Source organism: Caulobacter sp. GW821-FHT11A05 (assembly GCF_058809015.1).
This window is the reverse complement of the sequence record NZ_JBXASF010000004.1, coordinates 12,056-25,307: the sequence shown is the minus strand read 5'-3', so window position 1 is coordinate 25,307 and position 13,252 is coordinate 12,056. Positions and strand designations below refer to the sequence as shown.

12 protein-coding genes are annotated in these 13,252 nt (G+C 68.4%); 6 read left to right on the top strand and 6 right to left on the bottom strand.

Features of this window, described 5'->3' with window-relative positions; all coding sequences use genetic code 11:
• The first annotated feature begins 24 nt into the window (after positions 1–24).
• The gene (locus AC1RSK_RS07655; RefSeq protein ID WP_492906900.1) at positions 25–981 is read left to right on the top strand and encodes an SDR family NAD(P)-dependent oxidoreductase; all 957 of its coding nucleotides are present in this window, start codon (positions 25–27) and stop codon (positions 979–981) included.
• Positions 982–1,243: 262 nt separating this feature from the next.
• The gene (locus AC1RSK_RS07650; protein WP_492906899.1) at positions 1,244–3,031 is read left to right on the top strand and encodes an ABC transporter ATP-binding protein; all 1,788 of its coding nucleotides are present in this window, start codon (positions 1,244–1,246) and stop codon (positions 3,029–3,031) included.
• A gap of 200 nt (positions 3,032–3,231) precedes the next feature.
• On the opposite strand, the gene AC1RSK_RS07645 is transcribed toward AC1RSK_RS07650, so the two are convergent.
• A complete protein-coding gene (locus tag AC1RSK_RS07645) occupies positions 3,232–4,428 on the bottom strand; it encodes a winged helix-turn-helix domain-containing protein (protein WP_492906898.1) in 1,197 nt (398 codons plus the stop codon).
• A gap of 39 nt (positions 4,429–4,467) precedes the next feature.
• Positions 4,468–5,448: an aldo/keto reductase gene (locus AC1RSK_RS07640; protein ID WP_492906897.1), complete on the bottom strand. Its 981-nt coding sequence runs from the start codon at positions 5,446–5,448 to the stop codon at positions 4,468–4,470.
• A gap of 44 nt (positions 5,449–5,492) precedes the next feature.
• Here AC1RSK_RS07640 and AC1RSK_RS07635 point away from each other — a divergent pair, with 44 nt between their 5' ends.
• Positions 5,493–6,311 (top strand): sulfotransferase domain-containing protein, encoded by an 819-nt coding sequence (locus AC1RSK_RS07635; RefSeq protein ID WP_492906896.1) that lies wholly within the window; start codon positions 5,493–5,495, stop codon positions 6,309–6,311.
• 108 nt (positions 6,312–6,419) lie between these two features.
• Here AC1RSK_RS07635 and ppk2 read toward each other — a convergent pair whose 3' ends face one another.
• Positions 6,420–7,184 (bottom strand): polyphosphate kinase 2, encoded by a 765-nt coding sequence (gene ppk2 / locus AC1RSK_RS07630; RefSeq protein ID WP_492906895.1) that lies wholly within the window; start codon positions 7,182–7,184, stop codon positions 6,420–6,422.
• Between the two features lie 45 nt (positions 7,185–7,229).
• On the opposite strand from ppk2, the gene AC1RSK_RS07625 reads away from it, so the two are divergent.
• Complete coding sequence (locus AC1RSK_RS07625) at positions 7,230–7,949, top strand: 16S rRNA (uracil(1498)-N(3))-methyltransferase (protein ID WP_492906894.1); 720 nt, start codon at positions 7,230–7,232, stop codon at positions 7,947–7,949.
• Here AC1RSK_RS07625 and AC1RSK_RS07620 read toward each other — a convergent pair.
• Both AC1RSK_RS07620 and AC1RSK_RS07615 read right to left on the bottom strand, forming a co-directional pair.
• Entirely contained in the window at positions 7,923–8,369 is a 447-nt protein-coding gene (locus AC1RSK_RS07620; protein ID WP_492906893.1) for a hypothetical protein, read from the bottom strand. The two genes, AC1RSK_RS07625 and AC1RSK_RS07620, sit on opposite strands and share 27 nt — an antisense overlap.
• On the bottom strand, positions 8,366–8,827 hold the full coding sequence (locus tag AC1RSK_RS07615; RefSeq protein WP_492906892.1) for a hypothetical protein: 462 nt from the start codon (positions 8,825–8,827) through the stop codon (positions 8,366–8,368). The genes AC1RSK_RS07620 and AC1RSK_RS07615 overlap by 4 nt, the downstream gene beginning before the upstream one ends.
• 124 nt (positions 8,828–8,951) lie before the next feature.
• Between AC1RSK_RS07615 and AC1RSK_RS07610 the strand changes: the two genes are divergently transcribed.
• Positions 8,952–10,325: a glutamate--cysteine ligase gene (locus AC1RSK_RS07610; RefSeq protein ID WP_492906891.1), complete on the top strand. Its 1,374-nt coding sequence runs from the start codon at positions 8,952–8,954 to the stop codon at positions 10,323–10,325.
• A gap of 222 nt (positions 10,326–10,547) precedes the next feature.
• Here AC1RSK_RS07610 and AC1RSK_RS07605 read toward each other — a convergent pair whose 3' ends face one another.
• On the bottom strand, positions 10,548–10,958 hold the full coding sequence (locus AC1RSK_RS07605) for a DUF427 domain-containing protein (RefSeq protein ID WP_492906890.1): 411 nt from the start codon (positions 10,956–10,958) through the stop codon (positions 10,548–10,550).
• Between the two features lie 210 nt (positions 10,959–11,168).
• On the opposite strand from AC1RSK_RS07605, the gene AC1RSK_RS07600 reads away from it, so the two are divergent.
• On the top strand, positions 11,169–13,097 hold the full coding sequence (locus tag AC1RSK_RS07600; RefSeq protein ID WP_492906889.1) for a peptide MFS transporter: 1,929 nt from the start codon (positions 11,169–11,171) through the stop codon (positions 13,095–13,097).
• Positions 13,098–13,252 lie beyond the last annotated feature (155 nt).

Genomic DNA, 13,252 nt, shown 5'->3' with positions numbered 1-13,252 from the left:
CGCGGGAGGCCAAGGAGAGCCAACATGAGCAAGACTTTCGGAGCTGCCTCCACCACCGACGATGTCCTGGACGGCCTCGACCTGTCGGGCAAGCGTATCCTGGTCACCGGTGTTTCGGCCGGGCTGGGGGTCGAGACCGCCCGCGCCCTGGCCGCCCGCGGCGCCCAGGTAGTCGGCGCGGTCCGCGACTTGAAGAAGGCTGAAGGCGCCACCCAGGTGGTTCGCGACCAGGCCGCGAACGGCGGCTCGCTGGAGCTGATCGAACTGGACCTCGCCTCGCTGAAGAGCGTGCGGGCCGCCGCCGACAAGCTGGTCGCCGACGGCCGGCCGTTCGACCTGGTGATCGCCAACGCCGGAGTCATGGCCTGTCCGTTCTCGAAGACCGAGGACGGCTTCGAGACCCAGTTCGGCACCAACCACCTGGGTCACTTCGTCTTCGTCAACCGCATCGCCTCGCTGATGAAGCCGGGCTCGCGGCTGGTGAACCTGGCCTCCTCGGGCCACCGGTTCTCGGACGTCAACCTCGACGACCCCAACTTCGAGACCACCGAATACACCGAGTTCGGCGCCTATGGCCGCTCGAAGACGGCCAACATCCTGTTCGCGGTGGAGTTCGACCGCCGCCACAAGGACCGCGGCGTGCGGGCCGTGGCCGTGCACCCGGGCGGCATCCAGACCGAGCTTGGCCGGCACATGACGCCGGCGGTGATGAAGGCCCTGGTCGACTCGATCAACGCGGCTCAGCCGGCCGGCCAGGAGTACCGCTGGAAGACCATCCCGCAGGGCGCGGCGACCTCGGTCTGGGCCGGGGTGGTGGCCGATGTGAACGAGGTCGGCGGCCTCTACTGCGAGGACTGCCACCTGGCGCGGCCGGAAGACGGCCCCGATGTGCGCTCCGGTGTGCGCGGCTACGCCATCGACCCGGACAACGCCAAGGCCCTGTGGGCCAAGAGCGAAGAGATGGTCGGGGAGCGGTTTTAGCGGTTCCTCCCCCTTTCGGGGGAGGGGGACCATCGCGCAGCGATGGTGGAGGGGGTCCCAAACCAAGGCGGCAGCTGACCCTGTGTCAGCCGTCGCCGCCATTCGTGGGGACCCCCTCCGACCGCCGCTGCGCGGCGCCCATCTCCCCCGAGGGGGGAGGAACTGTGTTCCGCGCCCTCGCTGTCGCCCGAAAGCCGCGCCGCCTGTTTTTCGGGCGCCGGCCCTCCCGCCGATCGGCGGTCTGGCCTATGTCAGCCGCATCGTGAGCGAGCAGTACGAAGACGAGGAGGTCACCCGCGCGCGGGTGCTGTCCAACGGCCAGGTCCTGGCCTTCATCGCCCGGCTGTGGCTGCGGCGACCCTTCCTGCTGAGCGCCGCGGCCGGGCTGATGATGGTGGCGGTGGTCTTCGACCTGATGCTGCCGACGACCTCCAAGTGGCTGCTCGACGCGGTGGCGGCGCCGGACCGTGACGCCGGCCGGGCCTGGGAGGCCTGGGGCTGGTTCGTCGGGGTCTATGTGGCCTTCGTGGTGGTGCGCAACATCGCCTTCCGGTTCTGGAACCCGCTGGCCGCCCGCAACATGCGCGACATGACCAACGAGGCCTTCCGCCGGGTGCAGGGCTTCAGCGCCGACTGGCATGCCGACAGCTTCGCCGGCTCCACCGTGCGCAAGATCAGCCGGGCGATGTGGGGATACGACAGCGTATCCGACGCCGTGGTGCTGTGGATCGGGCCGGCGATCATCGTGCTGTTCGGGCTGTGCCTGCAGATGGCGATGCGCTGGCCGCTGGTCGGGGCCTTGGCCTTCGCGGTGGTCTGCGGCTACCTGTGGGCCAACCTGTGGCTGGTGAAGGCCTATGTGCGGCCGGCCAACCTGCGCTCCAACGCGCTCGACAGCCGCATCGGCGGGGCGCTGGCGGATGCGATCACCTCCAACCCGACGGTGAAGTCGTTCGGGGCCGAGGCGCGCGAGGAAGAGCGGTTCGGCGAGATCACCGAGGCCTGGCGCCGGGCGGTGAAGGTGACCTGGAACCGGTTCATGGACGTCTGGATCCTGCAGAACATCCTGTCGGTGATCCTGCAGGCCGGCAGCACCGGCATCCTGTTGCACCTGTGGGTCCAGGGGAAGGCGACGCCGGGGGATCTGGCCTTCGCTATCACCGCCTTCATGCTGATGAGCGGCTACCTGCGGAACCTCGGCGAGAACGTGCGGATGCTGCAGAAGGGCATCGACGACACCGAGGACGTCGCCGCCTATGAGCGGACGGTCCCGCAGGTGGCCGACCGCGAGGACGCGCCGGTGTTCTCGGCCCAGCGCGGCGAGATCGTCTTCGACGACGTGACCTTCCGCTACAAAAGCGCCGAGACGCCGCTGTACGACCATTTCAGCCTGACCATCCGGCCGGGCGAGCGGGTGGCGCTGGTCGGGGCGACGGGGGCGGGCAAGTCGACCTTCGTCAAGCTGGTCCAGCGGCTGTATGACCTGAACGGCGGGACGATCCGCATCGACGGCCAGGACGTGGCCGACGTCACCCAGGGCTCTCTGCGGCGCTCGATCGCCGTGGTGCCGCAGGATCCGGCCCTGTTCCACCGGACCATCGCCGAGAACATCGCCTATGCCCGGCCGGGGGCGACCGAGGCGATGGTGCGCGAGGCGGCGCGGCGGGCGCGGGCCGATGGGTTCATCGCCGAGCTGCCGAAGGGGTATGAGACCCTGGTTGGCGAGCGGGGGGTCAAGCTGTCCGGCGGCGAGCGCCAGCGGGTGGCGATCGCGCGGGCCTTCCTGGCCGATGCGCCGATCCTGGTGTTCGACGAGGCGACGAGCAGCCTGGACGTCGAGACCGAGCGGGAGGTGCAGGCGGCGATGGAGGAGCTGATGGCGGGGCGGACGACGATCGTCATCGCGCACCGGCTGTCGACCATCCGTGGGGCGGACCGGATCCTGGTGTTCGAGAACGGGCGGGTCGTCGAGGAGGGGACCCACGGAACGCTGAAGGCGAAGCAGGGGACGTACGCCCGGCTGGCGGCCTTGGCCGAGGGGACGGCGTAGGGTTCTGACGGGCTGGCGCTCTCCCTCCCCTTTATGGGGAGGGACAGCGAGGCGGAGCCTCGCAGGGTGGGGAACTCAGGTTCAGGCGCCGGCGGCGGCAGGTCTTGGGGTTCGATAATCACTGACTCCGGGTGCGCGGCATCCGACTTCCCCACCCTGACCGCTCCGCGGTCTGTCCCTCCCCATAAAGGGGAGGGAGGTTACAGTGCACCGGCGAGAGCCTGCGCCAAATCCCCCTTGCCGACCACCTCGACCCGTTCCAATCCCAGCCACCCCGCCATCAGCTTCAGCTCCGCCGCCAGCGCCGCCGCCGTCTCAGGCCCCGCGTCCGGCTCGCGCCAGGCCGCCTGGACCAGCAGCGCCCCGGCCTTGCGGTCGCTCTTCAGATCGACCCGCGCGGTGATCGCCTCGCCCTCCAGGAACGGCAGCACGTAGTAGCCGTGCTCGCGCTTGTGGGCCGGGGTGTAGATCTCCAGGCGGATGCGCACCCCGAAGATCCGCTCGGTGCGCTCGCGGAACCAGATCAGGTTGTCGAACGGCGAGAGCAGGGCGCGGGCGTGGATACGGCGCGGTATCTTCGCGCCGGGCCACAGGTAGGCGGGCTTGCCCCAGCCCTTGACCGTTACCGGCGTCAGCTCGCCGGCCTCGACCAGTTCGGCGATCCGCGCCCTGGTGTCCTCGACGCCGAGCCGGAAGTAGTCGCGCAGGTCGGTGGCGGTGGCGACGCCCATGGCCCGCGCGCTGATGCGGACCAGTTCGCGCTGGGCGTCCGCCTCGGTCGGGGTCGGGGTGTCGATGACGGCGCGGGGCAGGGTGCGTTCGGTCAGGTCGTAGACGCGTTCGAAGCCGCGCCGGGTCCTGGTGGTGATCAGCCCGGCCCAGAACAGCCACTCCAGGGCCCGCTTGCCCTCCGACCAGGACCACCAGCCGGGCTGGCCGCGCGGGCCGGTGGCGAAGTCGGCGCCGGTGACCGGTCCTCGCCGTTCGATCTCGGCCAGGATGTTGTCGATGTAGTCGCCCCGCTCGCGGCGGAAGCGGTTGAGGCCGGTCCAGGCGCCGTCGCCGTGCTCGGCCCGGGCCATGCGCCAGCGCAGCAGGGGCTGGGTGGCGACCGGCATCAGCGAGGCTTCGTGGCCCCAGTATTCGAACAGGCTGGGCTTTTTGCCCCAGGCCTCGGTCTCCAGGGTCTCGCGGGCATAGGCCCCGAGGCGTGAGAACTTGGGCAGGTAGTGGGTGCGGGTGACGACGTTGACGCTGTCGATCTGCACCACGCCGAGCCGCTCGACGGCCTTGCGGAAGTGGCGGCGCGACGGTTCGGCGGGCCGCGGCTCGGCGAAGCCCTGGGCGGCCAGGGCGATGCGCCGGGCCTGGGCGGCCGAGAGGGTGACGGGCGCCATCATCCTCACCCGTAGCGAAGCGTACGGGGGAGGATGGTGTCAGCTGTGATCCAGCACCGGCTTGGGCTGGTAGGGCTTCTCCAATGCCGCCACCTCCTCGTCCGTCAGCGCGAGGTCGAGCGCCGCCAGCGCCTCGCTCAGGTGATGCAGCTTGCTGGCCCCGACGATGGGGGCGGTGATGGCGTTGTTGCGCAGGACCCAGGCCAGGGCGACCTGGGTGTTGGAGACGCCGCGCGCCCTGGCGATGTCCTCGACCGCGTCGACCACGGCGTGGTCGGCGTCGCGGTAGTAGAGGCGGGGGCTGAACTCGTCGGTGCGCGAGCGTTCTGTATTGCCCTCGCCCGGCTTGGCCCGGCCGCCGGCCAGGAAGCCGCGCGCCAGCGGCGACCAGGGGATGACACCGATACCCTCGGCCTTGCAGAGCGGCAGCATCTCCCGCTCCTCCTCGCGGTAGACCAGATTGTACTGCGGCTGCATGGAGACGAACTTCGTCCAGCCGTTTTTCTCCGACGTGGCCAGCATCTTGGCGAACTGCCAGGCGAACATTGAGCTGGCCCCGATGTAGCGGGCCTTGCCGGCCTTCACGATGTCATGCAGCGCCTCCAGCGTCTCCTCGATGGGGGTGTCCGGGTCGAAGCGGTGGATCTGGTAGAGGTCGATGTAGTCGGTCCCGAGGTTCTTCAGGGAGCGGTCCACCGCGTCCATGATGTGCTTGCGCGACAGGCCGCCGGCGTTGGGGCCGGCGCCGTGCGGGAAGAAGACCTTGGTGGCGATCACCGTGTCCTGGCGGCGGGTGAAGGCCTTCAGCCACTTGCCGGTGACGCGCTCGCTCTCGCCGTTCGAGTACATGTCGGCGGTGTCGTAGAAATTGATCCCGCCCTCGGCGGCGGCCCTGAAGAAGGGCTCGGCGGCGGCCTCGTCGAGGACCCAGGGACGCCAGTCGGGCGAACCGTACGTCATACAACCGAGACACAGCCGTGAGACCTTCAGTCCGGTGGCGCCGAGGCGGACGTAATCCATGGCCTTCTCTCGCTTGAGCGTACCGGCCTAGTTGGAGACCCCTGATGAGTTTGGCAACGGACACCGCCCGTCTGGCGGGGCGCGACCTGGAAAACGACCTCCAGGCCTTCCACCTGGTCCGCTATGCCGGTTTCGTCGACGGTTTCCTGGCCACGGCCAAGAACAGCGGCACCCACTGGCTGCGGTTCATGGCCAGCCACGCCATCGCCCATCACCTGCGCCTGCCGTCGCCGGCGACCTCCAGCGGCCCGGGCAGCGACGCCTTCATCGGCCACCCCAAGCATGAGCGGGTGCATGCATCAGCGCCGCGCATCGGCAGCTCGCACAACATCCCCTCGCGGCTGATCACCGTGGCGGCGGAGACGGGCATGCTGGACCTGCCGCCGACCGTGGTGCTGGTCCGTGACCCGCGCGAGGCTCTGGCCAGCTACTATGTGAAGTGGGCGCAGACCTACGACCTGGGGAGCTTCTCGCAGTTCCTGCGGCGGCCGGCCCCGGGGCGCAAGAAGATCGACGACGTCTGGTGGTTCGTGCGGTTCTTCAATCGCTGGGGCGCGCTGGCGGAGGCCTTGCCCGACCGGGTGCTGGTGCTGCGCCACGAGGACCTGAGGGCCGATCCGGGCGAGGGCGTGCGGCGGCTGTGGGCCCACTGGGGGGTGCAGCTTGACGAGGCGGATGTGGCCGCCGCCGTGGCGGTGTCGAGCAAGGCGGCGATCGCCGCGAAGCTGGACCCGGCCTATGGCGAGGCCATCGTGCCGAGCGAGGCGAAGCGGGCGGTGGCCTGGACCGACGAGGACCGGGCCTATCTGTCAGCCCTGCTGCGGGGGCACCTGCGGCACGATTTTGGGTACGCCGCGCACTGACCTGGGGACATGTTCGGCTTTCGAAGGAAGCCGTACGGGTCCCCGTTTGCGGCGCTGAAAGAGGGGACACGTAGGATTTCCTTTGGAAATCCAACATGTCCCCAAAGGTTATCTCGCCAGCCGCCCGTCGCTCAGCGCCGCCGCCTCGAATGGGAACAGCACGGCCGGGTCGGGCTTGGCGACGCCCTTGCGCAGCTTGGCCGGGGCCAGGGTGTGCAGCAGGTGGCGCATCACCGCCAGCCGGGCCGGCTTCTTGCTGTCGGCCCGCACGCAGGTCCAGGGCGCGGCCGCATGGTCGGTGCGGATCAGCATCAGGTCGCGGGCTCCCGAATAGTCGTCCCAGCGCTTCTGGGCCTCGGCGTCGAGGGGGCTGGTCTTGAGCGCCTTCAAGGGGTCCTCGTGGCGTTCCTTCAGCCGCTGGGCCTGCTCCTCCTTGCCGATGTCGAGCCACAGTTTGACGAGGCGGACGCCCTCGCCGGTTAGCAGCCGCTCGAAGTCGGGCGCGGCGACCAGGAAGGCCTCGTGCTGCGCAGGTGTGCAGAAGTCCATCACCGGCTCGACGCCGCCGCGATTGTACCAGGAGCGGTTGAAGATCACGCAGTCGCCGGCCGCCGGCAGGTGCGGCACGAAGCGCTGGAAATACCACTGCGTCTGTTCGCGGTCGGACGGTTTGGGCAGGGCCACCACCGGGGTGGTGCGCGGCGGCAGGTATTCGACGATCCGGCGGATCGTGCCGTCCTTGCCGGCGGCGTCGCGGCCCTCGAAGATGACCAGCACCTTCTCGCCCTGGGCCATCGACCACTGTCGCCAGGCGACGATGGCGGTCTGCAGGGCGATCAGCTCGTCGTCATAGGCGTCGGATTTTTTTCCCATGCGACACGCTAAACACGGGCGGGTCTGTCGCGCTAGAAGGCGGGCATGATCCGTCTCTTTGTATCCGACGACCTGAAGGCTGGCGCGCCCGTCGCCCCCGGCATGGAAGCCAGCCGCTACCTGATCGCGGTGATGCGGCTGGCCATCGGCTCGGAGATCCTGCTGTTCAACGGCCGCGACGGCGAGTGGCGGGCCACCGTGGTCGACGCCGACAAGCGCCGCTGCCGGCTGACGGTGGGCTCGCGAGTGCGAGCGCAGGAGACGGGGCCGGACCTGACGCTGGTCATGGCCCTGGTCAAACGCGGCCGGCTGGAGACCATCATCGAGAAGGCTGCCGAACTGGGCGCGGCCCGGGTGCAGCTGGTGCTGACCCGGCGGACCAACGCCGACAAGGCCAATGTCGACAGGTTGCAGGCGATCGCGACCGAGGCGGCCGAGCAGACCGGGCGGCTGGACGTGCCGGAGATATTGCCGCCGGTGAAACTGTCGAAACTGCTCGACGGCTGGGACCCTGGCCGGCGGCTGATGTTCTGCGACGAGACCGGCGGGGCGCCGGTGCTGGCGGCGCTCAACGGCGCGGAGGGTGGGCCGTGGGCGATCCTGATCGGGCCGGAGGGGGGCTTTGATCCGGAGGAGGCCGAGCGGCTGCGGGCGATGGACTGCGCGTCGGTGGTCTCGCTCGGGCCGCGCATCCTGCGGGCCGATACCGCCGCGATCAGCGCCATGACCCTGTGGCAGTCAGCGTTGGGGGACTGGCGCGGCTGACGGAGCCTTCGACGTCCCCAGCACCTCGAAATAGCCGGGAAACTGCTTTGACCGCATCAGATAGATGACCTCGGTCTCGTAACTCGGAAAGAGGTGGACGGCGCAGTCGCACTCCTGCTCATCGTCGATCGGCCAGCCGGCGACAGGCGCACCCTGAGTTTTCCAGACCCGCTTTGATGACCCCTTGAGCACCTTGTGGATCACCACCCGGCCGGTGTCGAAGGCCTGCTTGTCCGGCGATTCCGTCACGACGCGGCCGACCACGACCAGATCGCTGACGGCCCGCAGGTAGTCTTCGTATTTCTTATGAGTCTGATGCGGCCAGGTGATGATGCAGCTGCAGGCGGCCGCGATGCTCGGGACGGCCAGGGCGATGACCGGCACGGCCAGCAGCAGGGCCAGCTTTCGGCGCACGCTCATCGGGCCGGCTCATTGGGGTCGGCGACCTCCCCGATGTACTGGCCGGGATTTTGCGGGTCAGGGGCCAGATAGAAACGCCGACGCTGGCCGGGATTCAGCGAGAGAGGTCTGGAGCAGCTGAATTCGGGAAAGGGGTCGATCTCCCGGCGAAAGGTGATCAGGCGACTCCGCGGCGCCCGGCCCTTTTCCAGCCGATCGATGGTGACCTGGACCTTGATGACCTTGCCGAGGCTGGAGTCCGGATCAGCAGGGTCGGAAATTCGTTCCGTCGCCCACCCCTCCTCCAGGACCTTTCCGATAAGGACCAGCGGATGCTCCTGCCAGAGTTCCCGGCGCCAGCGCCGGATCATGTCCGGGGTGGCCTTGCTGCAGGTCGTGGCCAAGGCCGGCGGCGCTTGCGCGACAGACGCCGGCAGCACCAGCGCAAGAGCCACCAGGGATTTCAATGCCAGTCTCATGGCCGTGTCACATCACCTTGCACAAACCGAGATTGTCTCCCACCTGCTGAACAGCGTAAAGATCGCCGCCGGTTGGGGAAGGGCCTCCCTCGCCATCGGACTAAAAGAACCTGGGGAGGCAGACATGGCAGATGCGATGACGGACGACCGTCCGCTGACGCTCGAAGACCTGACGGGCTATTTCGCGCAAGGGTCCAAGCCCAAGAGCGCCTGGCGCGTGGGCGCCGAGCACGAGAAGTTCGGCTTCAACCTCTCCGACCATTCGACCGTGCCCTACTACGGGGACAACGGCATCGAGGCCCTGCTCAAGGGGCTGATGCGCTTTGGCTGGACGCCGGTCACGGAAGACCGCGCCGACGGCGGCCAGACCATCATTGGCCTGGAGCGCAATGGGGCCAACGTCAGCCTGGAGCCCGGCGGCCAGTTCGAGCTCAGCGGCGCGCCGCTGAAGACCATGCACGACATCTGTTCGGAGACCGGCCAGCACCTGGAAGAGGTGAAGGCCGTCGCCGACGAGCTGGGCCTGGGGTTCCTGGGGCTGGGCTTCCACCCGACCATCCGCCGCGACCAGGCGCAGATCATGCCCAAGGGGCGCTATGTGATCATGCGGCGCTACATGCCGCTGGTCGGGGGCCTGGGTCTCGACATGATGCTGCGCACCTGCACGGTGCAGGCCAACCTCGACTTCTCCAGCGAAGCCGACATGGTCGCCAAGTTCCGCACCTCGCTGGCCCTGCAGCCGATCGCCACCGCCCTGTTCGCCAACAGCCCGTTCACCGAGGGCAAGCCGAACGGCTTCCTGTCGGCGCGGGCCAACGTCTGGACCGACACCGATCCCGACCGCACGGGCCTCCTGAACTTCGTCTTCGAGGACGGCTTCGGCTTCGAGACCTACGCCCGCTATGCGCTCAAGGTCCCGATGTACTTCGCCAAGCGCAAGGGCCTCTACATCGACCTCGCCGGCCAGTCGTTCGAGAAATTCATCGACGGCAAGCTGGACGACATGCCCGGCCAGCGGGCGACGATGAAGGACTGGTCGGACCACACCACCACCATCTTCCCCGAGGTGCGGCTGAAGTCCTACCTGGAGATGCGCGGCGCCGACGGCGGGCCCTGGAGCCGGCTCTGCGCCCTGCCGGCCCTGTGGACCGGCATCTTCTACGACGAGGCGGCGCTCGCCGCCGCCTGGGACCTCTGCAAGGACTGGACGCCGGAGGACCGCGAGGGCCTGCGCCGCGACGTGCCGCGGCTGGGGCTGAAGGCCCAGGTCGCCGGCCGCTCGGTCCGCGACGTCGCCGTCGACATGGTGGCCATCGCCCGCGCCGGCCTGAAGAACCGCGCCGAATACGACGGCAGCTTCATCGACGAGACCACCTACCTGGGCGAACTGGAAGTGATCGCCGACAGCGGCCTGACCCCCGCCGACCGCCTGCTGGAGAAGTTCCACGGCGAATGGGCCGGCGACGTGGGCCGGGTGTTCACCGACTGCGCCTACTAAGCGCCAACGGCGCGCCCTTCTCCCGCTTGTCGGGAGAAGGTGGCCGCGTAGCGGCCGGATGAGGGCAGCACCGGCTCGTGGAGGTCGGGCGCGTTCTGGCGCGGTTCGGCGCTGACTTCATTTTTCATGAGTTCGGGCAGCCTAGCCGGGGCCGGCGCTGCCCTCATCCGACCCCCTTCGGGGGCCACCTTCTCCCGACGAGCGGGAGAAGGAACACGGCCGCTACGACAGCGGGTCGATGTCCGCATACGGCGGGTCGTGCGGCGGCACCTTCAGGGGGGCGGCGGCGCTGTCCATCTCGATCTCCACATGCTGCGGATAAAACGCGATGTGGTCACGGATCAGCGAGGCGGACTCGATCGGGTCCTCGTAGGACCAGGCGGCGTTCTCGATCACCTTGGCGTCGCGGTAGATGGTGAAATAGCTGGCGTCGCCCTTGTGCGGGCAGTGGGTCGAATGGTCGGTGCGGCGCAGCGCCAGCATCTCGACGTCGGCGCGCGGAAAATACACCACCGGCGCATAATCGCCCTCCTTCAAGACCACGGCATTGGCGCTGTCGGCGATCTCATGGCCCTCGAACAGGGCGCGGACGCGTCCCGTGGCGGCGGCGAACTTCAGGTAGGGCTCGGTCATGAGGCAGGCTCCTTCGATGCGCGACTTGGCTAACGCCTCAGATGGGGAGCCGGCTCCGCCAAGGCCATCCCCAAGACCATCCCGCGAACGATGTTGGGTAAACCGTTGCTTGTGAAACGATCCGGCGCGTGATTTTCTCCCGGCAAATCGGGGAGGTTGGGGTGGAATCCGTTTCCGCCCCGGCCAGCGAGCTTAAACAGGGTCTGTCGTATGAACATTGTCATCGTGCTGGGGATACTCGTCACCCTGGCCACCGGGATTCCGGTCGCGCTTCAGATGCGCAAGCACCCTCGGGGGCTGCCCATCCTCTTCTTCGCGGAGATGTGGGAGCGGTTTTCCTACTACGGGATGCGCGGCATCCTGATCTTCTACCTGACCCAGCACTTCCTGTTCGACGACAAGACCGCCGGCGGCCTCTACGGCTCCTACACCAGCCTGGTCTATCTGCTGCCGCTGATCGGCGGCATCCTCGCCGACCGCTTCATCGGCACCCGCAAGGCCATCGCCTTCGGCGCCCTGCTGCTGGTCGCCGGCCACCTGACCATGGCCGTCGAGGGCAAGCCCGCCACCCAGTCGCTGACCTACGCCGGCTCCAGCTACGAGCTGGTCGTCGAGGGCCGCGGCGACGGGCGTGACGTCAAGCTGAAGGTCGGCGACGGCCTCTACGCCTTCAAGCCGGCCGATACCGGCCTGGCCATCGAGGGCCTGCCGACCGGCTCGCCGCTCCCCTCCGTGCTGCCCAAGGGCGAGTACGAGGTGAAGGTCACCGAGCGCAGCAAGACCTATGAGAACATCTTCTACCTGGCCGTCAGCCTGATCATCATGGGCGTCGGCTTCCTGAAGCCCAACATCTCGACCATCGTCGGCCAGCTGTACCCGCAGGGCGATCCGCGCCGCGATCCGGGCTTCACCCTTTACTATTACGGCATCAACCTGGGCGCCTTCTGGGCCTCGGTGCTCTGCGGCTATCTCGGCCAGACCTTCGGCTGGTGGGCGGGCTTCGGCCTGGCCGGCGTCGGCATGCTGGCCGGCTACATCGTCTTCGTGCTCGGCAAGCCCCTGCTGGAAGGCAAGGGCGAGCCGCCGAACCCCGAAGCGATCAAGAAGCCGCTGTTCGGCCCGGTCAACACCGAGGGCCTGATCTACCTGGGCGGCATCGGCGGCGTGGCGATCGTCTGGTTCCTGGTCCAGCGCAACGCGCTGGTCGGCTGGGCGCTGGGCATCAGCACCCTGCTGTCGCTGGGTTTCATCGTCTATTACATGTTCGCCAAATGTAACAAAATCCAGCGCGAGCGCATGGCCCTGGCCGTGGTGCTGATCTTCGGGGCGGTGGTGTTCTTCACCCTCTTCGAACAGGCCGGCACCTCGCTCAACCTGTTCGCCGACCGCAATGTCGACCTGTCGCTGATCCCGGCGCCGTTCACCTGGGACTTCCTGGGCAACAGCTTCTTCTTCGGCACCCGCGAACAGGTCATGGCCGCCGGCGTGCCGGACAACGTCCGCTGGATCGACATGGGCATCACCGCCGCCCAGACTCAGTCGTTCAACGCCGGCTTCATCCTGATCTTCGCGCCGATCCTGGCCGGCGTCTGGCTGTGGCTGGGCCGTCACGGCAAGGATCCGAACCCGGTGATGAAGTTCGGCCTCGGCCTGCTGCAGGTGGGCCTCGGCTTCCTGGTCATCGTCTGGGCCGGCGGCATGGCGGATTCCGCCTTCCGCCTGCCGCTGATCATGCTGGCCCTGCTCTACCTGCTGCACACCACCGGCGAGCTCTTCCTGTCGCCGGTCGGCCTGTCGGAGATCACCAAGCTGTCGGTGCCTTCGGTGGTCAGCTTCATGATGGCCGTCTGGTTCCTGTCCAGCTCGATCGCTCAGTTCGTCGGCGGCTGGATCGCCGGCCTGGCCGGCACCGAGACGGTCGGCGGCCAGGTCCTCGACCCGGGCGCGGCCCTGGCCACCTCGCTGGACGTGTTCGGCAAGCTGGGCTGGGCGGGCGTCGGGGTCGGCGTCTTCTTCGTGCTGATCAGCTTCGTGATCAAGCACTGGGCCCATGGCGTCAACGACGCCAGCGCCCACCAGCATCCCGAGATGGCCCTGGACGGCGACCGCCAGTCCGGCCCGGACCGCGACCCGGCGTAAGCCGCAAGCGACCGACAAAGACGAAAGGCCCCGGAGCGATCCGGGGCCTTTTTTCTGTCTGGAGAAGAGGGGGAGCGGCGCCCTGTCCAGCGGGACTGGGTTGGTCCGGCGGGGGACTGACCGCCTGGGGACCAACCCGAAGAACAGGGCGCCGC

Excerpts from the sequence above, each read along its gene's own strand:
- AC1RSK_RS07655 (WP_492906900.1), top strand. The coding sequence starts at position 25 with ATGAGCAAGACTTTCGGAGCTGCCTCCACCACCGACGATGTCCTGGAC.
- AC1RSK_RS07645 (WP_492906898.1), bottom strand. The coding sequence starts at position 4,428 with ATGGCGCCCGTCACCCTCTCGGCCGCCCAGGCCCGGCGCATCGCCCTG.
- AC1RSK_RS07640 (WP_492906897.1), bottom strand. The coding sequence starts at position 5,448 with ATGGATTACGTCCGCCTCGGCGCCACCGGACTGAAGGTCTCACGGCTG.
- AC1RSK_RS07635 (WP_492906896.1), top strand. The coding sequence starts at position 5,493 with ATGAGTTTGGCAACGGACACCGCCCGTCTGGCGGGGCGCGACCTGGAA.
- ppk2 (WP_492906895.1), bottom strand. The coding sequence starts at position 7,184 with ATGGGAAAAAAATCCGACGCCTATGACGACGAGCTGATCGCCCTGCAG.
- AC1RSK_RS07625 (WP_492906894.1), top strand. The coding sequence starts at position 7,230 with ATGATCCGTCTCTTTGTATCCGACGACCTGAAGGCTGGCGCGCCCGTC.
- AC1RSK_RS07620 (WP_492906893.1), bottom strand. The coding sequence starts at position 8,369 with ATGAGCGTGCGCCGAAAGCTGGCCCTGCTGCTGGCCGTGCCGGTCATC.
- AC1RSK_RS07615 (WP_492906892.1), bottom strand. The coding sequence starts at position 8,827 with ATGAGACTGGCATTGAAATCCCTGGTGGCTCTTGCGCTGGTGCTGCCG.
- AC1RSK_RS07610 (WP_492906891.1), top strand. The coding sequence starts at position 8,952 with ATGGCAGATGCGATGACGGACGACCGTCCGCTGACGCTCGAAGACCTG.
- AC1RSK_RS07605 (WP_492906890.1), bottom strand. The coding sequence starts at position 10,958 with ATGACCGAGCCCTACCTGAAGTTCGCCGCCGCCACGGGACGCGTCCGC.
- AC1RSK_RS07600 (WP_492906889.1), top strand. The coding sequence starts at position 11,169 with ATGAACATTGTCATCGTGCTGGGGATACTCGTCACCCTGGCCACCGGG.